17 protein-coding genes are annotated in these 22,810 nt (G+C 68.0%); 11 read left to right on the top strand and 6 right to left on the bottom strand.

Features of this window, described 5'->3' with window-relative positions:
* Positions 1–2 precede the first annotated feature (2 nt).
* A complete protein-coding gene (locus AC1DS6_RS14165; RefSeq protein WP_441636254.1) occupies positions 3–1,499 on the top strand; it encodes an efflux transporter outer membrane subunit in 1,497 nt (498 codons plus the stop codon).
* Positions 1,500–1,598: 99 nt separating this feature from the next.
* On the opposite strand, the gene AC1DS6_RS14160 is transcribed toward AC1DS6_RS14165, so the two are convergent.
* The 4 genes from AC1DS6_RS14160 to AC1DS6_RS14145 form a co-directional block, all read right to left on the bottom strand.
* Positions 1,599–2,792, bottom strand: a complete 1,194-nt coding sequence (locus tag AC1DS6_RS14160) for a pyridoxal phosphate-dependent aminotransferase (protein ID WP_441636256.1) — start codon at positions 2,790–2,792, stop codon at positions 1,599–1,601.
* A 287-nt stretch (positions 2,793–3,079) separates the two neighbouring features.
* A complete protein-coding gene (locus AC1DS6_RS14155) occupies positions 3,080–3,376 on the bottom strand; it encodes a hypothetical protein (RefSeq protein ID WP_477102601.1) in 297 nt (98 codons plus the stop codon).
* A 195-nt stretch (positions 3,377–3,571) separates the two neighbouring features.
* Positions 3,572–9,430, bottom strand: a complete 5,859-nt coding sequence (gene uvrA, locus AC1DS6_RS14150) for an excinuclease ABC subunit UvrA (RefSeq protein ID WP_477102600.1) — start codon at positions 9,428–9,430, stop codon at positions 3,572–3,574.
* A 436-nt stretch (positions 9,431–9,866) separates the two neighbouring features.
* Entirely contained in the window at positions 9,867–11,201 is a 1,335-nt protein-coding gene (locus AC1DS6_RS14145; RefSeq protein ID WP_441627086.1) for a cytochrome-c peroxidase, read from the bottom strand.
* 245 nt (positions 11,202–11,446) lie between these two features.
* Here AC1DS6_RS14145 and acpA point away from each other — a divergent pair, with 245 nt between their 5' ends.
* Positions 11,447–13,600 (top strand): acid phosphatase, encoded by a 2,154-nt coding sequence (acpA, locus tag AC1DS6_RS14140; protein WP_441627084.1) that lies wholly within the window; start codon positions 11,447–11,449, stop codon positions 13,598–13,600.
* Positions 13,601–13,773: 173 nt separating this feature from the next.
* On the opposite strand, the gene AC1DS6_RS14135 is transcribed toward acpA, so the two are convergent.
* On the bottom strand, positions 13,774–14,526 hold the full coding sequence (locus tag AC1DS6_RS14135; RefSeq protein ID WP_276286526.1) for a GntR family transcriptional regulator: 753 nt from the start codon (positions 14,524–14,526) through the stop codon (positions 13,774–13,776).
* Between the two features lie 163 nt (positions 14,527–14,689).
* Here AC1DS6_RS14135 and AC1DS6_RS14130 point away from each other — a divergent pair, with 163 nt between their 5' ends.
* The 5 genes from AC1DS6_RS14130 to AC1DS6_RS14110 are packed head-to-tail and all read left to right on the top strand — an operon-like array spanning position 14,690 to position 19,169.
* Positions 14,690–14,971, top strand: coding sequence for a UxaA family hydrolase (locus AC1DS6_RS14130; RefSeq protein WP_276286527.1), 282 nt, complete (start codon positions 14,690–14,692; stop codon positions 14,969–14,971).
* A 46-nt stretch (positions 14,972–15,017) separates the two neighbouring features.
* Positions 15,018–16,193, top strand: coding sequence for a UxaA family hydrolase (locus tag AC1DS6_RS14125; protein ID WP_428180698.1), 1,176 nt, complete (start codon positions 15,018–15,020; stop codon positions 16,191–16,193).
* Entirely contained in the window at positions 16,193–17,128 is a 936-nt protein-coding gene (locus AC1DS6_RS14120; RefSeq protein WP_441627081.1) for a hydroxyacid dehydrogenase, read from the top strand. The genes AC1DS6_RS14125 and AC1DS6_RS14120 overlap by 1 nt, the downstream gene beginning before the upstream one ends.
* The gene (locus AC1DS6_RS14115; RefSeq protein ID WP_441627079.1) at positions 17,125–18,129 is read left to right on the top strand and encodes an Ldh family oxidoreductase; all 1,005 of its coding nucleotides are present in this window, start codon (positions 17,125–17,127) and stop codon (positions 18,127–18,129) included. The genes AC1DS6_RS14120 and AC1DS6_RS14115 overlap by 4 nt, the downstream gene beginning before the upstream one ends.
* A gap of 56 nt (positions 18,130–18,185) precedes the next feature.
* Positions 18,186–19,169, top strand: coding sequence for a Bug family tripartite tricarboxylate transporter substrate binding protein (locus tag AC1DS6_RS14110; protein ID WP_441627077.1), 984 nt, complete (start codon positions 18,186–18,188; stop codon positions 19,167–19,169).
* Between the two features lie 34 nt (positions 19,170–19,203).
* Here the strand turns inward: AC1DS6_RS14110 and AC1DS6_RS14105 are convergent, their stop codons facing one another.
* A complete protein-coding gene (locus AC1DS6_RS14105) occupies positions 19,204–20,136 on the bottom strand; it encodes a LysR family transcriptional regulator (protein ID WP_441627075.1) in 933 nt (310 codons plus the stop codon).
* Between the two features lie 183 nt (positions 20,137–20,319).
* Between AC1DS6_RS14105 and AC1DS6_RS14100 the strand changes: the two genes are divergently transcribed.
* The 4 genes from AC1DS6_RS14100 to AC1DS6_RS14085 all read left to right on the top strand — a co-directional run bounded on the left by AC1DS6_RS14100 (position 20,320) and on the right by AC1DS6_RS14085 (position 22,793).
* Positions 20,320–21,033, top strand: a complete 714-nt coding sequence (locus AC1DS6_RS14100) for a succinate dehydrogenase/fumarate reductase iron-sulfur subunit (RefSeq protein WP_441627073.1) — start codon at positions 20,320–20,322, stop codon at positions 21,031–21,033.
* On the top strand, positions 21,030–21,383 hold the full coding sequence (locus AC1DS6_RS14095; protein ID WP_441627071.1) for a succinate dehydrogenase: 354 nt from the start codon (positions 21,030–21,032) through the stop codon (positions 21,381–21,383). The genes AC1DS6_RS14100 and AC1DS6_RS14095 overlap by 4 nt, the downstream gene beginning before the upstream one ends.
* Positions 21,380–21,733 (top strand): succinate dehydrogenase, cytochrome b556 subunit, encoded by a 354-nt coding sequence (gene sdhC, locus AC1DS6_RS14090; protein WP_156177325.1) that lies wholly within the window; start codon positions 21,380–21,382, stop codon positions 21,731–21,733. The genes AC1DS6_RS14095 and sdhC overlap by 4 nt, the downstream gene beginning before the upstream one ends.
* A 64-nt stretch (positions 21,734–21,797) precedes the next feature.
* Positions 21,798–22,793, top strand: a complete 996-nt coding sequence (locus AC1DS6_RS14085) for a Bug family tripartite tricarboxylate transporter substrate binding protein (protein WP_441627069.1) — start codon at positions 21,798–21,800, stop codon at positions 22,791–22,793.
* The last annotated feature ends 17 nt before the right edge of the window (positions 22,794–22,810 follow it).

Here is a 22,810-nt window from a genome sequence, read left to right as displayed (position 1 = left end):
CCATGCAAGCCTCGCCACAACGCCGGATCACCTCGCACCGCACGGCCCTCGCCATGCTGGCGGCGGCCGCACTGACGGCCTGCGCGGTCGGCCCCGATTTCACCGTGCCGGCCGCGCCCGCGGTGCCGGCTTACACCGCCGGCACGCAACCGGAGCGCACCAGCGCCGCCGACGTGCCGCACGGCCAGGCGCAGGTGCTGGAGAGTGGCGGCGACGTGCCGGCGCAATGGTGGGCGCTGTTCCGCAGCCCGGCGCTGGACCGCACGATCCGCGCGGCGCTGGACGCCAGCCCGACGCTGGCGCAGGCACAGGCCCGCATCGAGCAGGCGCGCCAGGAGCTGGCGGCCACCACCGGCGCGCGCTTGCTGCCGCGCGTGGACGCCAGGCTGAACACTACCCGCGAGCAGGTCAATTTCAACTCGCTGGGCATTACCGCCTTTCCCAGTCCGGGGCCGTTCACGCTGTATGGCGCCAGCGTGGAAATCTCCTACACGCTCGACCTGTTCGGCGGCCAGCGGCGCGAGCTGGAGGGCTTGCGCGCGGCGGTGGACTACCAGCGTTTCGAACTGGAAGCCGCGCGCCTGACGCTGGCCGGCAACGTGGCCACCGCCGCGATCCGCGAGGCCGGCTTGCGCGCGCAGATCGCCGACACCGAGGCCATCGTGCGGGCCCAGCAGCGCCAGCTCGATATTGCGGGGCAGCGCCTGCGCGCCGGCGGCGTGGCGGAGGTCGACGTGCAGCGCCAGCGCAACGAACTGGCGCAGAGCCAGGCCCTGCTGCCAGGCCTCGCGCAACAACTCGCGGCCACGCGCCACCAGCTTGCGGTGTACCTGGGACAGGCGCCGGCCAGTGCCGACCTGCCCGAATTCCGCCTGGCCGATCTCACGCTGCCCGCCACGCTGCCGCTCAGCCTGCCCTCCACGATGGCGCAACGGCGCCCCGACATCCGCGCGGCCGAAGCGCTGCTGCACCAGGCATCGGCAAACATCGGCGTGGCCACGGCGCAGCTCTATCCGCAGCTGACGCTATCCGGCAACGCCGGTTCGCAGTCCCTGTCCGCGCGCGACCTGTTCGGCAGCCTCAACGTGTGGTCGCTGGCCGCGGGGCTGGTGCAGCCGGTGTTCCGCGGCGGCGAGCTGGTGGCGCGCAAGCGCGCCGCCGAGGCCGCCTACGAGCAATCGCTGGCGGCCTACCAGCAAACGGTGCTGACGGGCCTGCGCGAAGTGGCCGATGCACTGCGCGCGCTGGAAGCGGATGCGAACACGCTGCAAGCACGCGCCGACAGCGCCAGGCAGGCGGCCGATACGCTTGCCGTGGTGTCGGGCCAGTATCGTCTTGGCGGAGTCAGCCAGCTTGCCGTGCTCGATGCCGAACGGCAATACCGGCAGGCTGCGCTCGCCCTGGCGCAGGCCACCGCAAGCCGTTTCACCGATTCCGCGGCGCTGCTGCAGGCACTGGGCGGCGGCTGGTGGCAACCGCAGGAGTCAGCCGCGCGATAGTCGACGCCCGGTGGCGCCCGCGAGAAGGAGCGTGGCAGATCGCTTCGCGCCGGGTTGGCGGATCGTGCCCGCAACCACGCCATATCGCGGCGAAGCCGCTCAGCGTCCCAGGAACCCGCGCAACCGCCGCACGCCTTCGTCCAGCCGCGCCGGATCGCAGGCATAGCACCAGCGCACAAACCCCTCCCCCTCCTCGCCGAACGCACTCCCCGGCGCCAGTCCCAGCCGAGCCTCGCGCACCAGCTGTTTGCACAACGCAAGACTGTCACCCGCGCCCGCAAGCCGGAAGAACACATACATCGCCCCTTCCGGCGCATGCACATCCACGCCCGGCACGGCCGCCAGCGCACCCACCAGGTGATCGCGCGCCGCGCGCAGCCGCCCGACCAGTTCGCGGGTGAAAGCCTCGCCCTCGCGCACCGCCACGATGCCGGCTTCCTGCACGAAGGAAGGCGCGCACGACGTGTTGTACTCGACCAGCTTGCCGAGATCGTCGGTCAGCGCCGCCGGCAGCACCATCCAGCCCAGGCGCCAGCCGGTCATCAGCCACGCCTTGGAGAAGGAGTTCACGCAGATCACCCGCTCGTCGCGGCTGGCGATATCCAGGAAGGACGGCGCGACGGCGCCATCGCCGGTACCGTAGTACAGCCGCTCATAGACTTCATCCGCAATGATCCAGATGCCGTGGCGGCGGCAATGCGCCAGCACCGCTTGCTGGTCCGCGCGCGACATCACCCAGCCGGTGGGATTGTTGGGCGAGTTGATCATCAACAGGCGCGTTTCGGGCGTCAGCGCGGCCAGCAGCTTGTCGAGGTCCAGGGTCCAGCCATGCGCGCCGTAATCGAGCGAGACGGTTTCCACCTCGGCGCCGAGAATCTTGGGAATCTCCACCAGGTTGGGCCAGAGCGGCGTGACCGCAACGGCGCGGTCGCCGGGCCCGGCCACCAGTTGTGCCGCCAGCATCAGCGCGTTGACACCCGCGCTGGTGACCACCACGTTATCGGGCGCCGTCGCACCATGCAGCGCACTGACGTACTCGGCCAGCGCGCCGCGCAGCGGGGCGATGCCGAGATTGTGCGTGTAGAAGGTGGCGCCCCCGGCCAGCGCATGGCTAGCGGCATCGCGGATAAAGGCGGGCGTGATCTGGTCGGATTCGCCGAACCAGAAGGGCAGCACATCGGGCAGGCCGATGCCTGCGTTAGCCACCTCGCGGATGCGCGAAGCGCGCAGGTCATGGACGGTGGCGCGGGCTGCGGCCGGGGCGGGCACAAAGCCGGTCGGGCTGACGGACATCTGGACTCCTGGTGGTGTGGGGGTCATGCCGGTCCGGATGCCGTGAGAGTCGGCCCGATTTGCGGCAGGTGAGAAAGCGTACCGCAAAGGCACCCTTGCGGGTCAATGCCGCGACTGACCACGCCTGCATCCGACGCCACCGCGCCGATCACCGGACATTTGCGTCATATCGAAGGTTCGCCCGACCTGACCGTGCGCCATGGCATCCTTGCCAGGGGCTGAGCACGGCGCTGGCGTGGCATGCGATGCGCGGCATCGCAGCACCGGAGCGGACCGGGAGCCGCCCTCTAGCGGCCCGGATCGTCCTGCTGCTGCCAGCCGGGTTTCATGCGCAGGCCGAAGCTGCTGCGCGGCTGCACGTCGCGCTCGGGGCGCAGTGCGTATTGGTCGTGATTGACTGACGGCGCGTTGGCGGCTTGCTGGGCGGCCTGCGATGTCGGCGTGCGGCCGGCGCGCGTGCCGGCCTTGGCCGGCGCGCGCACGCCGCTTGCGTCCGACGCGGCGGCGGGTGCCGCCAGCAGGGCCGGACTGGCCAGGCCGAGCCATAACGCCGCCAGGATGGGAGAAAGAGTCTTTTCGATCACGCTGTCACACGGCGGCGACGCATGGTCTGCCCGGCCGCCCCGACTCATGGGCGAACGGCAGGACCGGCGGCGGCCACCAGTTGCTGAATCCGTCATTGTCTCAGCTACCGGGGCCGCCGGGTGAAAACCGCCCGCGGCCTCGCTTTCCGGCAGGCCGGCGAGAGCCGGCCTGGCCATCTTGCGCCACCGGACGCCTCAGGCCGCCGCCTTGCCGGCCGGCTTGCCACGCGCCAGCACCGGCGCCAGCGCCGCGCCGGTATGGCTGGCCCGCACCCGCACCAGCCCCTCCGGGTCGGTAGCCGCGACGATGCCGCCGCCAGCCACCCCGCCTTCGGGACCCAGGTCGAGGATCCAGTCGGCTTCCGCGATCACATCGAGGTCGTGCTCGATCACCACCACGCTGTGGCCACCGTCCGCCAGCCGGTGCAGCACGCGGATCAGCTTGGCCACGTCGGCCATATGCAGTCCGACAGTCGGCTCGTCCAGCACGTACAGGGTGTGCGGCGCCTGCTGCCCGCGCCGCGTGATGTCGTCGCGCACCTTGGACAGCTCGGTCACCAGCTTGATGCGCTGCGCCTCCCCGCCGGACAGCGTGGGCGACGGCTGGCCCAGCGTCAGGTAGCCCAGGCCCACATCCTTCATCAGCTGCAGCGGGTGCGCGATATTGGACATGGCGGAGAAGAACGCCACCGCCTCGTCGATCTCCATCGTCAGCACGTCGCCGATGTTCTTGCCGCGCCAGGTGACCGCCAGCGTTTCCGGGTTGAAGCGCTGGCCGTGGCAGACGTCGCAATGCACCTTCACATCGGGCAGGAAGCTCATGCCGATGGTGCGCACGCCCTGGCCTTCGCAGGCCGGGCAGCGGCCGTCGCCGGTGTTGAAGGAAAAGCGCGAGGCGGAATAGCCGCGCGCCTTGGCTTCCAGCGTCTGCGCGAACAGCTTGCGGATGGTGTCCCACACGCCGATGTACGTGGCCGGGCAAGAGCGCGGCGTCTTGCCGATCGGGGTCTGGTCGACTTCCAGCACGCGGTCGATGCTCTCAAAGCCGGTGATGCTGTCGCAGCCCTGCCAGTCGTGCGTGACCTCCAGCTTGCGGCGCGGCTCGGGGCGTGCCGTGGCCTGCGAGCGCGCGGGCGCCTCGCTGCCGGCCGCCTTGCGCGCGCGCCGCGTGGCCGGCGACGACATGACCGAACGGCCCACCGCGTCGAGCAAGTTGGCCATCAGCACATCGCGCGCCAGCGTGGACTTGCCCGAACCGCTGACGCCGGTGATGGCCACCAGCCTCCCCAGCGGGATGCTGGCGGTGACGTTGCGCAGGTTGTGCAGCTTGGCGCCATGCACGGTCAGCCAGCGCCCGGGCACGGCCTCGCTGCCCTTGCCCTCCGGCTTCACCGCGCGGCGCGGCTGCAGCGGATGCAGGATCGGCCGGGCCAGGAACTGGCCGGTCAGCGAGTCCGGGCTGGCCGACAGCGCGGCCACGCCGCCCTCCGCCACCAGCGTGCCGCCGCGCTTGCCGGCGCCGGGGCCGATGTCGATGATGTGGTCGGCGCGGCGGATGGTGTCCTCGTCATGCTCCACCACCACCAGCGTATTGCCCTTCTCGCCGAGCTTGCGCAGCGCGTCGAGCAGGATCTGGTTGTCGCGCGGATGCAGGCCGATGGTGGGCTCGTCGAGCACGTAGCAGACACCCTGCAGGTTGCTGCCGAGCTGGGCCGCAAGCCGGATGCGCTGCGCCTCGCCGCCGGAGAGGCTGGGCGCGGCGCGGTCCAGGCTGAGGTAGCCCAGGCCGACTTCTTCCAGGAACTGCAGGCGGCTGCGGATCTCGCTCACCACGTCGCGCGCGATCTCGCCTTCGCGGCCTGCGAGGCGCAGGCCCTGCACCCAGCGGTGCGTATCGGAGACCGTCCACTGCGCCACTTCCACGATGGGGTGCGCGTCGAACGTCACCGCGCGCGCCACCGGGTTCAGCCGCGTGCCGCCGCAATCCGCGCACGGCGTATCGGCCACGTCATCGGGCTCTTGCTGCTCGGAAGGCAGCGTCTGCTCGCGCCCGCGATTGTCGTCGGCCATCACGGTATCGTCGTAGACCGCGCGCTGCTCCCGCGTGAGGGTCAGGCCGGTGCCGACGCAGCTGGTGCACCAGCCGTGCTTGCTGTTGTAGGAGAACAGGCGCGGGTCCAGTTCGGGATAGCTGGTGCTGCACACCGGGCAGGCGCGCTTGGTCGAGAACACGGTGGTGCTGCCGACGCGGGCGGTGCCGCCGTTGCCCATCGCGTGCTGCAGGCCGTCGAGCGGCGCCAGCAGGTGCATCACGCCCTTGCCGGCTTCCAGCGCCTGGCCCAGCATCGCGCGCAGCGCGGCTTCGTTGTCCGCGGACACGATGATGTCGCCGACCGGCAGCTCGATGGTGTGCTCGCGGAAACGGTCCAGGCGCGGCCACGGGTCCACCGGCAGGAATTCGCCGTCGACACGCAGGTGCGTATTGCCGCGCGCCTTGGCCCATTTGGCCAGGTCGGTATAGACACCCTTGCGGTTGACCACCAGCGGCGCCAGCAGGCCAACGTGCTGGCCCTTGTAGTCGCGCAGCAGCTGCGCGGCGATGGACTCGGGGCTTTGCGAGGTGACCGGCGTGCCGTCGTGGATGCAATGCTGGATGCCCAGCTTCACATACATCAGCCGCAGGAAGTGCCAGACCTCGGAGGTGGTCGCCACCGTGCTCTTGCGGCCGCCGCGCGACAGGCGCTGCTCGATGGCCACCGTGGGCGGGATGCCGTACACCGCATCCACCTCCGGCCGCCCGGCGGGCTGCACGATGGAGCGCGCATAGGCATTGAGCGATTCAAGGTAGCGGCGCTGCCCTTCATGGAACAGGATGTCGAACGCGAGCGTGGACTTGCCCGAGCCGGACACCCCCGTGATGACGTTGAACTTGCCGTGCGGGATATCGACGTTGAGCGCCTTCAGGTTGTGCTCATGCGCGTTGACGATGCGCACCACGTCCTCGCCCTCGATGGCGCGGCGCGCGCGCGCCGCGCGCAAGGCAGCCTGCAACGGCACGCCGGCATCTTCGGCCACGAAGGCATGGCCCACGGCGCGGTCGTACTGCAGCAGCGCCTTGCCGGTATGCGAGTCCGCGCAGCGCTTGACATCTTCCGGCGTGCCCACGCACAGCACTTCGCCGCCGGCGTCGCCGCCCTCGGGACCGAGGTCGATGATCCAGTCGGCGGCGCGCACCACGTCGAGGTTGTGCTCGATCACGATCAGCGAATGCCCACCGTCCAGCAGCTTGCCGAAGGCGCGCATCAGCTTGGCGATATCGTCGAAGTGCAGCCCGGTGGTGGGCTCGTCGAACATGAACAGCTTGCACTCGTACGGCATCGGCTTGACGCGCGTATTGCTTGCCTGCGCGGTCTCGGCCAGGTAGCCGGCCAGCTTCAGGCGCTGGGCCTCGCCGCCCGACAGCGTGGGCACCGGCTGGCCCAGCTTGACGTACTCCAGGCCCACGTCGACGATCGGCTGCAGCACACGCAGCACCGCCGCATCGCCGGCGAAATACGCCACGGCTTCGCTCACGGTCAGCTCAAGCACATCGGCCACGCTGAGCGCGCGCGGCGCTTCGCCCGGCAGTGCGCGCTCGATCTTCACTTCAAGGATTTCAGCGCGGTAACGCCGGCCATCGCAGTCCGGGCAGCGCAGGTAGACGTCGGAGAGGAACTGCATCTCGACGTGCTCGAAGCCCGAGCCGCCGCAGGTGGGGCAGCGCCCGTCGCCGGAGTTGAAGCTGAACATGCCCGCGGTATAGCTGCGCTGCAGCGCCATCGGCGCCTTGGCGAACAGCTTGCGGATCTCGTCGAAGGCGCCGACATAGCTGGCCGGGTTGGAGCGCGCGGTCTTGCCGATGGGCGACTGGTCGACGAACACCACATCGGCCACCTGTTCCGCGCCGGTCAGGCCGCGGAAGGCGCCGGGGGCATCCGTGGACTTGCCGAACTGGCGCGCCATGGCGGGATAGAGCACGTCCTGCAGCAGCGTGGACTTGCCCGAACCGGACACGCCGGTCACGCATACCAGCCGCTGCAGCGGAATCTCCACGGTCACGTCGCGCAGGTTGTGCTCGCTCGCGCCTTCCAGCACGATGCGCGGCGTGGCGGCATCCACCGCGCGCGGTTCCCAGCGGGAGAGATCGGTCACCTGGCGGTGCCCGGCAAGGTACTCGCCGGTAAGCGTGCCCGAACCGCGGATAGCGGCCGGCGTGCCGTCGAAGATGATGTTGCCCCCGCGCTCGCCCGGGCCGGGGCCCATGTCGATCAGGCGGTCGGCAGCGAGCATCACCGAAGGATCATGCTCCACCACCACCAGCGTATTGCCGGCATCGCGCAGGCGATGCATGGCCTCGACGATGCGGTTCAGGTCGCGCGGGTGCAGGCCGATGCTCGGCTCGTCGAGCACGAACAGCGTCTTGACCAGCGAAGTGCCCAGCGCGGTGGTGAGGTTGATGCGCTGCACCTCGCCGCCAGACAGCGTGCGGCTCTGGCGGTCCAGCGTGAGGTAGCCCAGGCCCACGTCGCACAGGTATTTCAGGCGCGTGCGCACCTCGGCCAGCAGCAGCTTGAGCGCGTCGTCGAGCATCAGGCTCGGCAGCGTGAGTTCGTCGAAGAATCTGCGGATGCGCTCGATCGGCATCAGCATCAGGTCATGCACGGTCAGGCCGGGCAGCGCTTCGAGCTGCGTGCGGTCCCAGTCCACGCCGCGCGGCAGGAAGCGTTTTTCCGGCGCGCACACGGCGTCGGCGCCCGGCTTGCTGCCCAGGCGCCACAGCAGCGCCTCCGTCTTGAGCCGCGCGCCGCCGCAAGTCTCGCACGGCGTATAGCTGCGGTACTTGGACAGCAGCACGCGGATATGCATCTTGTACGCCTTCGACTCCAGGTAGTCGAAGAAGCGCTTGACGCCATACCAGTGCGTATTCCACTTGCCGTTCCAGTCCGGCGAGCCGTCGATGACCCAGGCCCGCTCGGCCGGGGTCAGGCCGGACCAGGCCACGTCGCGCGGGATGCCCGCCTTGGCGGCGTAGCGCATCAAGTCGTCCTGGCACTCCTTCCAGGCCGGCGTCTGCATCGGCTTGATGGCGCCGCCGCGCAGCGTCTTGCGCTCGTCCGGAATCACCAGCCCGAGATCCACGCCGATCACGCGGCCGAAGCCGCGGCAGGTCTCGCAGGCGCCGTAGGCGGAGTTGAAGGAGAACAAGGCCGGCTGTGGATCGGCATAGCGGATATCGCTCTCCGGGCTATGCAGGCCGGTGGAAAAGCGCCATACCTGGGGCTCCGCGCCCTCATTGGCAGCGTCGGGCACATAGACGTTGACCCGGCCGCTGCCGCGCTTGAGCGAGGCCTCGATGGCTTCCAGCGCCCGTACCTTCTCGGTATTGCCGAGGCGGAAACGGTCGGCCACCACGTCGAGCACCTTGCGCGGCCCGGTGGGCGACGCCACCACGCGCTGCGCCTGCACCCGCGTATAGCCGCTGACGGACAGCCACTGCTCGATCTCGGCGTCCGTAGTGGTTTCCGGCAGTTCCACCGGGAAGGTCACGACCAGACGGGGATCGCCGTCCGGCGCCTGCGCGGCGCGTGCCCGCAGCTCGGCGTAGATGGTCTCCGGCGAGTCGTGCCGCACCGGCTGCGCGGTCTGGCGGTCGAACAGCTCGGCGGCGCGCGCGTACAGCAGCTTCAGGTGATCGTTGAGCTCCGTCATGGTGCCGACCGTGGAGCGCGAGCTGCGCACCGGGTTGGTCTGGTCGATGGCGATGGCCGGTGGCACGCCGTCGACCCGGTCCACCTGCGGCCGGTCCATCCGGTCCAGGAACTGGCGCGCGTAGGCGCTGAAGGTCTCGACGTAGCGCCGCTGCCCTTCGGCGTAGAGCGTATCGAACACCAGGCTCGACTTGCCCGAGCCCGACGGCCCGGTCACCACGGTCATTTCGCCGGTGCGCAGGTCGAGGTCGAGATTCTTGAGATTGTGCTGACGGGCTCCGCGGATACGGATGACACCGGATGACATGGGTTGCGTCCTTTTGATGCGGGTGGCTGGCGGAATGCTTGCGAGCGGGGTGCGACGTGCGGGCGGCGGAGGGCCGGGCGCGGGTGCCGGACGGACAATCCCGTTGCGCCCGCCTGGCGCTGCGCCGGGTACTGCCCACAGCACCGCGCACCTCAAAGGCGCGGCATTGGTTCGGTCAGGCCGCTATCGTATCCCGAAGGGCGGCGGCGTGCCGCGCGGCAACGTGTGGCCCTGACATCTCCTGACAGCACGGTGTCAGGAGGAAATGGGGACACATGACGCAAACAGAAGTCCCGAAGCGGCTGGCGAGGACGCCACGGGGCGCAACCAGCGCGCGGCCGCGGTCTTCGGCGTTCAACCGGCGATGGATGATGCCGCCGGTCGTGGACGGCGGGCATCGCTGTTCCGCTGCGCCAGGCGGTTGCGGCGAAATGCCTCAGTGCGATGCAGGAATCCGGTAGCCATCGCTGAGCGTCTTCAGGAACGCGATGACATCGCGGATCTCGGCCTCCGACAGGGCGGGCTTGCTGCCCGGCGCCCCGCCGAACGGCGGTTCCATATTGACGTTTTCGCGGTATCGGGCGGGCAGGTCGTCGAACTTGTCGATGCTGCCGTCGGCCTTGCGCGGGTACCACTTGCCTGGCCGGCTGTCCCGTTCCACATAGAAGCGCAGCACGTCTTCGAGCGAATGGAAAGCACCGTTGTGGAAGAAGGTCTTGCGCTGCGCCACGTTGCGCAGCCCCGGGGTGCGGAACAGGCCGCAGTACTCGGCCCGGTCCTTCAGGTCGGTGCGATCCGGCCCGCACAGTCCCAGGTCGAAGAAGGCAGGGTCGGCGTTGGCTGCCAGCTTGCGGTTGCGCGGCACGCCCAGCCCGATAAAGCCAAAGTCGCTGAAGGCGGGAAACACGCCATCGGCGCTGATCGCGCTCGGATGGCACGACGCGCAGTTGCCTTTGGCGGGATCGTTGAACAAGCGCAGGCCGCGCGCTTCCTGCTCGGTCAGCCTGACCTGCCGCCGCAGGAACGCATCGTATTTGCTGGTGTAGGGATAGAACTCGGACGGCGTCTCCTGGAATACCTCCAGCACCATCAGCGCCGCCTTGAAGGCAAGCTCGTCACGCGCCAGGATATCGGCACCGAACACCTCGCGGAACGTTTGCGCGTGCTTGCCGCCGCGCAGCCTGGCCGCCACCGCCGCGGCATCGGCGTTCGCCATCTCATGGGGCGACAGCAGCGGAATGCCCGCCTGCTCGTGCGTGGAAGCCGCCCGCCCGTCCCAGTTGTGCCCGCCGGTCGGGCCCTGGTCTTCGCTGTCGTTGCCGTCGTTCTCGTGGAAGTGCTCTGAGAACGATGGCACGTTCTGCACATAGCGCAGCGAGGGCGCGGCGCGCGCGCCGGTGCGCCGCATATCGGTGCCGCCCAGTTGCACGGAAAGATCGTTACCGGGGCCGTAGGCGTGGTCCGGGCTATGGCAACTCGCGCACGCGAGCCGGCCCGATGCGGATAGCGCGGGATCGAAGAACAGCGCCTTGCCGAGCGCCGCCATCGCCGGCACGGAGGGCCGGCGCGTCGCCATCAGGGTGTAGAACGCATCGGCATAGGCGGGCCGCGCGGGGGCCTCCCGGGCCACGGGCGGCGCGGACGCGGGCGCCGCTTCCTGCCCGGACTTGCCACAGGCCGGCAGTGTCAGCGCGAACGCCAGCAGCAAGGCACCTGCGGCGAATCGGAGGATCGGGGAAGGAACTGGCGACAAACCGGAGCGCGGTGGCATCTCTGCGGGACGGTGGCACGGCGAGGGCGTGGATGGTGCGGCAGCCCAGGCACAGGTGTTCAAGGATGGCCCGCCAAGCTAGCACCCTCGCATGACATTGGCGTGTCAGACGCGGCCTTGCGTCGGATTTCCGCCCGGCAGCCATCATCAATCTGACATGGAGCAGCGCGAGAATCGCGCCGCAGTCCGACAAGACCGACAAGACCGACAAGAACCTTCTCACAAAAAACCAAACAGGAAAATCCATGCGCCGAACTTTGAGACTCTATCCCCTTGCGGCGGTGGCTGCCGCGGCCATGGCTGCCTGCGGTGGCAGCGACTCCGGCAGCGCCAGTACGCCTGCGGCCATCACTACGTCGGGCGTCGTGACCGGCAGCTATTTCGAACATGCCAAGGTCTGCATCGATGCCAACAATAATGGCAAGTGCGAAAGCAGCGAAACCAGCACGTACACCGGCAAGGACGGCGCCTTCAATCTGGCCGGCCAGGGCGCGATCGCCGCGGAAATCGGCAGTGACGCCTTCCGCAACGACGACGCCGGCGGCCACGCCGCCGTGACCCGGCCGCTGGTGTTCCGCGCACCGGCTGGCGCCAACGGCGTGATCAGCGCCATCACGACCGAGCTGGTCTCCATCATGGAGACCAACGGCGGCGACCTCACCGCGGCCAAGGCACGACTGGCCGCACGCATCGGGGTGACGGCGGACAAGCTGCTCGCCGACCACAACAAGGAAACCGACAAGACCATCAAGGCGACCCTGCAGGCGGAGATCGACCAGACCATCGACCTGATCGCGGACTCGCTCGCCGGCGGCGGCGACATCGCCCAGGCGCTGCGCGACGGCGTCGCCAGGCGGGTCGCCCTAGACAACATCAAGACCGTGGTGGTGATCTATGCCGAGAACCGCGGCTTCGACAATCTCTACGGCCTGTTCCCGGGCGCCAACGGCATCCCCGGCGTGAACCCCGCTTCGACCGGCACCGTCGAGCCGCAGAAGGACTTCGACGGCTCCATTCTGCCGGTGCTGCCGCCGACCTGGGGCGGGCTCACCGCGGCAGGGCAAGCCGTCCAGCTGCCACAGGCCAGCACCGCCAACTGGGCAAACAAGCCGTTCCAGATCGACACCCCGCTTGCGTCTGGCGGCATCAACGGCAGCGGCGTGGAAATCTCGCAATCCGTCACCACGCGCGACCTGGTACACCGCTTCTACAACAACCAGATGCAGATCAACGGCGGCAAGAATGACAAGTACGCCGCGTTCTCGGACGCCGGCGGCCTGTCCATGGGCTACTACGATGGCAGCAAGATGGCCATGTGGCAGATCGCCAAGCAATACGTGCTCGCCGACAACTTCTACATGGGTGCCTTCGGCGGCTCGTTCCTGAACCACCAATACCTGATCTGTGCCTGCGCCCCGCAGTACCCGAACGCCGACGCCGCCAGCTCGCCCGCCAAGGGCTCGATCTCGGCGATCGATGTCGACGCCAAGGGCAACTTCACGCGCCTGACGCCCGGCACCGGCAATCCCGCCTCAGTCCTCGCCGGCAAGGCGGTGTACCTGAACGACAGCACGCTGACGCCCAAGGACGCCAGCGGCATGTTCTATGCCGTCAACACCATGCAGCCGGACTACCAGCCGAGCGGCAACAAGCCCGCCGCCACCGATACCACTGGCCTCTACGCCGACCCCGCCAAGGCGACCACGCTGCCGCCGCAGACCCAGACCACCATCGGCGACCTGCTGAGCGCGCGCGGCATCAGCTGGGCATGGTATGCCGGCGCCTGGGCCAAGGCCACGCAGGACCCGACCGCCATCTACAACAACACGGTGCCCAACTTCCAGGCGCACCACCAGCCGTTCAACTACTACGCGAACTTCGATCCGGTCACCCAGGCCGCCAACCGCGGCGCGCACCTGAAGGACTTCGACAGCCAGTTCCTGCAGGACGCCGCGGCAGGCACCCTGCCGGCAGTCGCGTTCTACAAGCCGCAGGGCAACCTGAACCAGCACCCCGGCTACGCGAGCGTGACTGACGGCGACGCCCATATCGCCAGCGTGATCGCGCAATTGCAGAAGAGCCCGCAGTGGAAGAACATGCTGATCCTGGTCACCTACGACGAAAACGGCGGCTTCTACGACCACGCGCAAGTGCCCACCGGCGACCGCTGGGGCCCTGGCACGCGTATCCCGGCCATCCTGGTGTCGCCGTACGCGAAGAAAGGCTTCGTCGACCATACGCAATACGACACGGCCTCGGCCCTGCGCTTCATCACCCGCCGCTTCGTCCTGCCGACCCTGCCCGGCCTGCAGCAACGCGACACCGCGCTGCTTGCCAGCAAGGGCAAGGCGATGGGCGACCTGACCAACGCGCTGGACTTCACGGCCATGCCGCACTGATGGTGCCGAAAAAAACCTGAGGTGTTGGCCGAAGCCGACCGGATACGCCAAAGCCGTCTGGAATGACGACGGCTGTCGCCCCCTCTCCCACTCGTGGGAGAGGGAGCAAACCGGCCTTCGAAGCTGACCTTGAGGTTAAGCCGTTACCGCCATACCGCGCGGCGTACGGCCGATCAGCTCTCTTCCTTCGGCATCTGCGACACAATGAACTCGTGCTCAGCCGTGTTCAGCGTCGACACCCGCCACTCCACTGGCTGCCGGTGGTAGGTGAATGCCACGCGGTGGATGCGCATCAGCGGCGCGCCCGGCGCCACGCCGAGCAGGGCCTGCTCCCGCTCGGTAGCCAGCACCGAACGCAGGCGCTCCTCGGTCTGGATCACATTGACGCCGAAGGACTCCTGGTAGAAGTTGTACAGCGTAGTTGGCCGGCTACGTAACTGCGCCTCGGTCAGCCCGGCAAACAACCGCTCCGGCAGCACGATCTCGTCGATCATCATCGGCCGTTCGTCCAGCGACAGCACGTTGGTCAACTGGAACGCCCGCGCGCCTGCCTCCAGCCCCAGCAACGCGCACACGCTCTTGTCCGCCTTGATCTTGCGGAACGACTCCAGCTCCACGGTCGGATAGCCGCGATGGCCGTCCTGGTGGGCCACCTTGAAGAAGCGGAAGAAATGATCGTCGCGCCGGTGCGTGGCCACGAAGGTGCCTCGCCCCTGATGCCGGATCAGCAGGCTTTCCGCCACCAGTTCGTCGATGGCCTTGCGCAGCGTGCCGATCGACACGCCGAAGCGTTCGGTCAGCTTCTTCTCCGACGGGATCGCCTCGCCGGGCTTCCATTCGCCATCGGCCAGCGCCTGCAATACATGCCGTTTGACGTCCTTGTAGAGGACGCCGCCCGGCGGAGGGATATCTCGTAGGTTGCTCATGGCTTGGTGCTTTCTCTGGATGACTGGAATGTACCAGAGAATAACTCATACAACTCATACATATGACATAGTTGACATGAAGGAATTTGGAAACTATTCTTTGTTCCATCGGTTGCCGCTCACCGCTTGCTGCACCGTAACAAAACCCCCCAAAGGAGGAGCAATGATTCACGTAGTGCTGCACGATGCAAAAGACACGGTCGCCGTAGCGGTGGTCGAGGGGATCGAGGCCGGAACCGAGCTGAACGCCTGGATCATGGACGAGGACAAGATCATCACGGTGGTTGCCAAGCAGCCCATCCCGATCGGCCACAAGGTGGCGCTGCGCGACATGGAAGTGGGCCAGACCGTCTTCAAGTACGGCATCGACATCGGCAAGGTGGTCGCGCCCATCAAGGCCGGCGACCACGCCCACGTCCACAACATCAAGACCAAGCGCTGGTAAGCCGCGCCCCGCCCTCGCACCCCTACAACATACCGAGAGAACATCCATGTCCGTCATCGACAACCAGACCACCTTCCGGGGCTATCGCCGCGACAACGGCCGCGTCGGCGTGCGCAACCACGTCATCATCCTGCCGCTGGACGACCTCTCCAACGCCGCTGCCGAAGCCGTTGCCACCGCCATCAAGGGCACCATGGCGATTCCGCACCCGTACGGCCGCCTGCAGTTCGGTCCCGACCTCGACCTGCACTTCCGCACCCTGATCGGCGCCGGCAGCAACCCCAATGTGGCGGCCGTGGTGGTGATCGGCATCGAGGATGGCTGGACCAAGAAGGTGGTGGACGGCATCGCCAAGACCGGCAAGCCGGTGGTAGGCTTTGGCATCGAAGGCCATGGCGACCACGACACCATCATGCGCGCCTCCAAGGCCGCCAAGGAGTTCGTGCAGTACGCCACCGGCCTGCACCGCGTGGAATGTCCGATCAGCGACCTGTGGATCTCGACCAAGTGCGGCGAATCCGACACCACCTCCGGCTGCGGCGCCAACCCGACCGTGGGCAACGCCTTCGACAAGCTGCATCCGCTGGGCACCACGCTGGTATTCGGCGAGACCTCGGAGCTCACCGGCGGCGAACATATCGTGGCCGCGCGCTGCGCCAACGACAAGGTGCGCCAGGACTTCATGAAGATGTTCAACCGCTACCAGGGCATGATCGACCGCTGGAAGACCACCGACCTGTCCGAATCGCAGCCGACCAAGGGCAATATCGCCGGCGGCCTGACCACGATCGAAGAAAAAGCGCTCGGCAATATCCAGAAGATCGGCAAGAAATGCACCGTCGACGGCGTGCTGGACAAGGCCGAAGAGCCGACCCACCCCGGCCTGTGGTTCATGGACTCGTCCTCGGCTGCCGCGGAAATGGTTACGCTGTGCGCCGCTTCCGGCTATGTCGTGCACTTCTTCCCGACCGGCCAGGGCAACGTCATCGGCAACCCGATCGTGCCGGTAATCAAGCTGTGCGCCAATCCGCGCACCGTGCGCCTGATGAGCGAGCATATGGACGTGGACTGCTCGGGCCTGCTGCAGCGCGAACAGACCCTGGACCAGACCGGCGACAAGCTGCTCGAATGCATGATGGCCACCATCAACGGCCGCTGGACCGCCGCGGAAGCGCTGGGCCACCGCGAGTTCGTGCTCACGCGCATCCACGAGTCCGCCTGATGAAACAGGTCTGCATCAGCGAGTTCATGGACGCCGATGCCGTGGCCGCGCTGGACGCTTGCGTGCGGCTGCGCTACGAACCGGCCTGGGTCGACCAGCGCGACGCCCTGCTTGGCGCGCTGGCGCAAACCGATGCGCTGATCGTGCGCAACCGCACCCGGGTCGATGCCGAACTGCTCGACGCAGCGCCCGCGCTGCGGGTGGTCGGCCGGCTTGGGGTGGGACTGGACAATATCGACGTCAAGTCCTGCGAGGCGCGCGGCATCCGCGTGATTCCGGCCACCGGGGCCAACGCGCGCTCGGTGGCCGAATACGTGGTCACGATGGCGCTGATGCTGTTGCGCGGCGCCTATCTGAGCCATGCCGGCATGGTGGCCGGAAAGTGGCCGCGCGCGCGCCTGTCGGAGGGGCATGAGGCACTAGGCAAGACGCTCGGCCTGATCGGCTTTGGCGATATCGGGCGGCTGACCGCGCGGCTTGCGCAGGCGCTGGGCATGCAGGTAGCAGCGCACGATCCGGCACTGCCTGACGATCATCCGGTGTGGCGCGAAACCGCCGTGACACCGATGACGCTGGAGGCACTGCTGGCCAGCGCGGATGCCGTGAGCCTGCATGTGCCGCTGGTGCCGGCTACGCGCCATCTCATCAACGCGGAGCGCCTGCGCGGCATGAAGCGCGGCGCGGTCCTCGTCAACACCGCGCGTGGCGGCGTGGTCGACGAGGCTGCGCTGGCGGCTGCGCTGCGCGGGGGATCGCTGGCGGGCGCGGCGCTCGATGTCTTCGAAGCGGAGCCGCTGGGGGCCGGCGGTATCCTGGCGGACGCGCCGAACCTGGTGCTGACGCCGCATATCGCCGGCGTCAGTTTCGAGGCCAACGCGCGCGTTTCCATGATGATTGCAGACGCAGTCAAAAACGCATTGGGAGTGCATGCATGACCGCCTACCGGGCAGAAGAACTGGAACGACTCGCCGCGAGCGCCCTGCGCAGCGCGGGCGCTAGTGCGGCGCAGGCAGGCCCCACCGCCCGCGCGCTGGTGCAGGCCGACCTCGCCGGGCTGCCGTCGCACGGCGTCTCGCGCGTGCCCATGTATGTGGCGCACCTGCGCCACCAGCGCGTGAACGGGAACGCCCAGCCCACGGTTGCGCGACAGACGCCGGGCACCACGCTGATCGACGCGCAATCCGGCTTCGCCTTTCCCGCCTGCGCGCAGGCGGTCTCGGCCGCCATCGACAGCGCGCGCGAATGCGGCATTGGCGCCGGCGTGGTGACCAACAGCCATCACTTCGGGGCAGCGGCGCTGCATCTGGACCCTGTGGCGCAAGCCGGCATGATCGGCATCGCCATGGGTAATTCGCCGGCGGCCATGCCGGCCTGGGGCGGCCGCACGCCGCTGTTCGGCACTAATCCGATCGCCGCCGTGTTTCCTCGCAAGGATGCCGACCCGCTGGTCATCGACCTGTCGCTCTCGGAAGTGGCGCGCGGCAAGATCATGGTCGCCGCCAGGCAAGGCAAGCCGATCCCGCCGGGATGGGCGCTGGATGCCGACGGCAAGCCCACCACCGATGCGCAGGCCGCGCTGCACGGCTCGATGCTGCCCGCGGGCGGCGTCAAGGGCGCGATGCTCGCGTTGCTGGTGGAGACGCTGATCGTGTCGCTGGCCGGCGCCCACTTTGGCGCGGAAGCCGATTCCTTCTTCGAGGACGCCGGCAACCAGCCACGTATCGGCCAGCTGTTCCTGGCCTTCAATCCGCGCGGCTTCGCAGGCGATGCCGCGTACCACGCCCGCCTCGAGGCCCTGATCGCCGCCATGCTTTCGGACAGCGGCACCCGCCTGCCCGGCGCACGGCGCATCGACGCGCAAGCCAAGGCCCGGGAGCACGGTATCGAGATCCCCGAAGCACTGGAAAAGGAGTTGCGCACGCTAGCTCAAGCCTGACCGCACCGCATCCACGGCGCCCGCCAGAAGGCGCCGGTCCCACCAAAGGAGACACCATGCACTGCACCTTCCTCCGGCGCATCGCCGGCCCGTCGCTGCTGTTGCTCACGCTGCTCGCCGGACCGGCCGCAGCCAGCAGCACACCTGCAGCCTTCCCGGCCAAGCCGGTCCGCTATGTCGTTCCGTTTGCCGCCGGAGGTCTCACCGATATCTCGGCACGGCAGGTTGGCCAGTACCTGGCCGGGGAATGGAAGCAGCCGGTAGTGGTGGAGAACAAGCCCGGCGGCAATGCGAATATCGGCGCGGAGCAGGTGGCCCGCGCCAGCGCGGACGGCTACACCTGGCTGGCGGTGACGCTGGCGCATTCGTCCAACGTGACGCTGTTTCCCCGCCTGCCATTCAATATGCAGAAGGACCTGGTGCCGGTGGCGCGCATCGCCTCGTCGCCGATGATGGTGGTAGTGCCGGCCAGCTCGCCGATCAAGTCGCTGAAGGATCTGGCTGAAGCGGCGCGCAAGGGGCGCCTGAGCGCTGGTTCCAGCGGCAACGGCACGCCGCCGCACCTGGCGCTTGCACTGTTCGAGCGGATCACCAAGACCACCATCACCCACGTGCCCTACAAGGGCGGCACGCCGTCCATGACCGACCTGATCGGCGGCCAGATCGACGTGGTGTTTTCCAACTTTCCGGAATCGCTGCAAAACGTCAAAGGCGGCAAGCTGCGCGCCCTGGCGGTGACGACGCGCGAGCGCCATCCGCTGATGCCGGATGTGCCGACGGTGGCCGAGGCCGGTTTCCCCGATCTCATCGTGGAGAACTGGACCGGCCTGATGATGCCCGCCGGCACGCCGCAGGCCGTGATCGACAAAGTCGGCAGCTCGGTGACCAGCATGCTGGAGGTGAAGAGCGTGCGCGAGCGCATCATCGCCGGCGGCTTCACGCCGGCACCGATGGCAAGCGCCGCGTTCGCCACCTACTTCAATGGCGAAGTGGCGCGCTGGGCCAAGCTGATCAAGGAACAGGACATCCACGCCGACTGAGAGAGGCGGCGCTGCCGCCTTGGCCCCTCGGTCGTCAAGGGGCTGCACGCTGATCGCGTGCGGCCTCCGGCTGCCTGCCGCCGCGAATCGCACCGCTTTGCCGGAAGTATCCCTTGATGACATCCGTAAATGCCAGGCGCGCATGCGTCGAGCGTTCGAGCAGACCGACGCGGCGCCGCACGTCGACGCCGTCGAGCGGTACCAGGCGCAACAGGCTGTCGCCCTCCCAGGTGACGTTGGCCAGTCGCGGCACGATCGATATGCCGAACCCCTGCCGCACCAGTTCGATGATCGCCTCGTTCGAATTCAGCTGCATGCTCTCGTTCACGGTCACGCCGCACTGGTCCAGCACCTCCTGCACCAGGTTGCCGGTCCAGGTGCCCGGCTCGAAGCGGATGAACGGCGCTTCGGCCAGCATCTCGCGGCCATCGTCGGGCAGGAAGAAGTGCGGATGGCGCGGCACGATCAGCACCATCGGCTCGGTATATAGCTCGGTCCACACCAGGTTGCGCGGCAGCGGGCGCGGCGAGCGCGTGACCACCGCGGCATCCAGTTCGCCGTGTTCCACCTTGAGCGCGAAATCGGCCGAGAGGCCGGCGAAGAGCCGCACGTCCAGGCGCGGATGCTCCTGCTTGATCGCCCACAAGGCATCGGCGAACGCGCCCATCAGCACCGACACCAGAGCACCGATCGCCACCGTTCCGGAGAGGCCATCCTCTTGTCCGGAAGCCAGCGATTCATATCGCTGCACCAGCGCCTCGAGTTCCGGCACCAGCGCGCGGCCGGCGGGATTGAGAATCGCCGCGCGCGCATTGCGGTCGAACAGCTGGCAGTTCAGGTCTTCCTCCAGCGCACGGATCTGTAATCCGACCGCGGCGGGCGTCAGGCCGATCTGCTTGCCCGCCGCCGCGAACGTCCCGCACCGGGCCACGGCCAGGAAGGTCTTGAGGGTGCGGATGGAAGACATTGCGGCTCCGGGATGGCGGTGCGGGGAAAGCGGCGGTGCAGAGAAAGAATTCCTTTATCTGGACAAGAGAATTACTAGCTTTTTGCTCGCCATGCAATCCGGAACAATACGAGCGGACAGCCCGCATCGACAAGCGCCTCAGACAACTCGGCGGCGCACCGAAACCCTCCCCCAATCGACCCCATGACTACTCTCAACGTTCGTGTATGGCGCGGCAATGAAGACGGCGAATTCGTCTCCTACCAGGTGCCGCGCAACGCCAGCCAGACGGTACTCGACGTGGTGACCTACATCCAGCGCCACCTCGAGCCGGACCTCGGCTACCGCTTCGCCTGCCGCGTCGGCATGTGCGGCTCATGCGCCATGACCGTCAACGGCAAGGCGCGCTGGAGCTGCCGCACGCACGTCGCCAAGGTCGTGCAGGGCGACTCGCTGGAAATTGCCCCGCTGTCGAACCTGCCTGTCATCAAGGACCTCGCCACCGACATGACGGCCTTCTTCGACAAGTGGGCAGCGGCCAAAGGACAGTTCAAGGGTGCCACCACGCGCCACGACGCATTCGCCAGCGTCGAGCCCGCCTCCCCCGCGCGCAAGGCCGCCGATGCCGGCATCGAGTGCATCGGCTGCGGCGTCTGCTACGCCTCTTGCGATGTGGTCGGCTGGCGCCCCGATTACCTCGGCCCCGCCGCGATGAACCGCGCGTGGACGCTGGTCAACGATGTGCGCGACGTGGTGGGCACCGAACGCCTGCGCGCCGTTGCCGGCGACGCCGGATGCCACAGCTGCCATACGCAGGGCTCCTGCACCGAGCGTTGCCCCAAGCAGCTGGCGCCGACGGCGGGCATCGCCGGACTCAAGCGCATTGTCGCCAAGGCCGCCATCAAGGGGGAGCTATGAACAAAGCGATTTCGGTCGGTACCCAGGCCAGGCTCTGGTACTGGCAGCGCCTGAGCGCCATGGTGCTGGCGCTGTGCGTGGTGGGACACCTCATCGTCATCATGGTCGCCGTGCGCGGCGGGCTCTCCGGCGCGGAAGTGCTGGCGCGCACGCGTGGCAACTGGGCCTTCGGCGCCTTCTACGCCTGCTTCGTGCTCGCCTGCACCGTGCACGTGCCGATCGGCCTGATGCGGATCGCCCAGGAATGGCTGGCATGGCGTTCGCGCGGCGTGGTGACGGCTGCATGGCTGTTTGCCGCAGTGCTGGGCCTGGCTGGGCTGCGCGCCGTCTACGCGGTGGTGATGCCATGAAGAGAAACGACATGCGCGCCCGCAACCATGCCGCCTACTGGGCCTTCCTGATCCACCGACTTTCCGGCCTCGCGCTGGCGCTGTTCCTGCCGGTGCATTTCTGGGCGCTGGGCCATGCCATCCAGGGCGAAGCGGCGCTCGACGGCTTCCTGAAACTCACCGACAACCCGCTGTTCAAGACCGGTGAGTGGGGGCTGGTGATCCTGCTCTCGCTGCACATGATGGGCGGCGTGCGGCTCTTGCTGATCGAGTTCCGGCCGTGGACGGGCCTGCGCAAGGACTGGGTCGCGTTCAGTCTCGGTGCGGGCCTTTGCGCGGGCCTGGCATTCATGCTCTCGCTGTTTTCGTAGGCCAACAACCATGAGCGCCGCCGGCTGAAGCGTCGCCATGCCCACAACCCCAAAGGAGACCACCATGACGCTTTCCCCGAAGTCCACGATCCGCCGGCGCTGCCTTGCGCTCTGCCTCGGCGCCGCCGCAGTGGTTGCAGCCGGCAATGCGCGGGCGGATGCATGGCCGACCCGCCCGGTCACTATGGTCGTGCCGTTCGCCGCGGGCGGCAGCACCGATGTGCTCGGCCGCGTGATCGGCCAGAAGCTGAGCGAGATGTGGAAGCAGACCGTGGTGGTCGAGAACCGCCTGGGCGCGGGCGGTGCCGTCGGCGCGCAGGTCACGGCCAAGGCAGCGGCCGACGGCTATACGATGATGCTGGCCTCGGGCAGCATGTTCACGGTCAACCCGTTTATCTACCAGCGGCTGCCCTACAGCGCCAAGGACTTCACCTTCATCACCAACGTGGCCAGCGGCCCGATGCTGGTCGTCGTCAATCCCGGTGTGCCGGCCAGGAACCTGAAGGAACTGATCAGCCTGGCGAAGTCCCAGCCGGGCAAGCTCAACTTCGGCTCCGCCGGCACCGGCAGCCAGGTGCACATGGCGGGCGAGGCCTTCGCCGACGCTGCCGGGATCAACATCACGCATGTGCCCTACAAGGGCGAATCGCTTGCCTACAACGACCTGATGGCGGGGCAACTCCAGCTGATGGTCGGCAATATCGCCGCAGCCTCGCAGTTCGTGAAGGGCGGCAAGCTGCGCGCGCTCGCTGTCACCGGCAACGAGCGCTCGCCCATGCTGCCCGACGTGCCGACCGTGGCGGAAGCCGGCCTCACGGGCATGGAGAACGTGACGGGCTGGTTCGGCTTCGTGATGCCGGCGGGCACGCCACCCGAGATCGTCAGCAAGGTGCAGCAGGACACGGTCAAGGTGCTGGCGGATCCGGACACCCAGGCGCGTTTGCTCGCGCAGGGCATGAAGCCGGTCGGCAACACGCCCCAGCAACTGAGCACAGCCATCGCCACGGAATCGCAGCGATGGGAAAAGATCGTCAAGAACCGCAACCTGACGGCCAACTGAGCGCCAACTGAGCGCCC

The organism is Cupriavidus sp. 05L310 (assembly GCF_056398185.1).
The sequence above is the reverse complement of the archived record's forward strand: the minus strand, read 5'-3'. Positions and strand labels throughout refer to the sequence as shown.

Bases quoted from the DNA above. Each gene is read 5' to 3' on its own strand.
- AC1DS6_RS14100 (WP_441627073.1), top strand. From the start codon at position 20,320: ATGACTACTCTCAACGTTCGTGTATGGCGCGGCAATGAAGACGGCGAA.
- uvrA (WP_477102600.1), bottom strand. From the start codon at position 9,430: ATGTCATCCGGTGTCATCCGTATCCGCGGAGCCCGTCAGCACAATCTC.
- AC1DS6_RS14130 (WP_276286527.1), top strand. From the start codon at position 14,690: ATGATTCACGTAGTGCTGCACGATGCAAAAGACACGGTCGCCGTAGCG.
- AC1DS6_RS14165 (WP_441636254.1), top strand. From the start codon at position 3: ATGCAAGCCTCGCCACAACGCCGGATCACCTCGCACCGCACGGCCCTC.
- AC1DS6_RS14110 (WP_441627077.1), top strand. From the start codon at position 18,186: ATGCACTGCACCTTCCTCCGGCGCATCGCCGGCCCGTCGCTGCTGTTG.
- AC1DS6_RS14125 (WP_428180698.1), top strand. From the start codon at position 15,018: ATGTCCGTCATCGACAACCAGACCACCTTCCGGGGCTATCGCCGCGAC.
- AC1DS6_RS14145 (WP_441627086.1), bottom strand. From the start codon at position 11,201: ATGCCACCGCGCTCCGGTTTGTCGCCAGTTCCTTCCCCGATCCTCCGA.
- AC1DS6_RS14085 (WP_441627069.1), top strand. From the start codon at position 21,798: ATGACGCTTTCCCCGAAGTCCACGATCCGCCGGCGCTGCCTTGCGCTC.
- AC1DS6_RS14115 (WP_441627079.1), top strand. From the start codon at position 17,125: ATGACCGCCTACCGGGCAGAAGAACTGGAACGACTCGCCGCGAGCGCC.
- sdhC (WP_156177325.1), top strand. From the start codon at position 21,380: ATGAAGAGAAACGACATGCGCGCCCGCAACCATGCCGCCTACTGGGCC.
- AC1DS6_RS14105 (WP_441627075.1), bottom strand. From the start codon at position 20,136: ATGTCTTCCATCCGCACCCTCAAGACCTTCCTGGCCGTGGCCCGGTGC.
- acpA (WP_441627084.1), top strand. From the start codon at position 11,447: ATGCGCCGAACTTTGAGACTCTATCCCCTTGCGGCGGTGGCTGCCGCG.
- AC1DS6_RS14095 (WP_441627071.1), top strand. From the start codon at position 21,030: ATGAACAAAGCGATTTCGGTCGGTACCCAGGCCAGGCTCTGGTACTGG.
- AC1DS6_RS14160 (WP_441636256.1), bottom strand. From the start codon at position 2,792: ATGTCCGTCAGCCCGACCGGCTTTGTGCCCGCCCCGGCCGCAGCCCGC.
- AC1DS6_RS14120 (WP_441627081.1), top strand. From the start codon at position 16,193: ATGAAACAGGTCTGCATCAGCGAGTTCATGGACGCCGATGCCGTGGCC.
- AC1DS6_RS14135 (WP_276286526.1), bottom strand. From the start codon at position 14,526: ATGAGCAACCTACGAGATATCCCTCCGCCGGGCGGCGTCCTCTACAAG.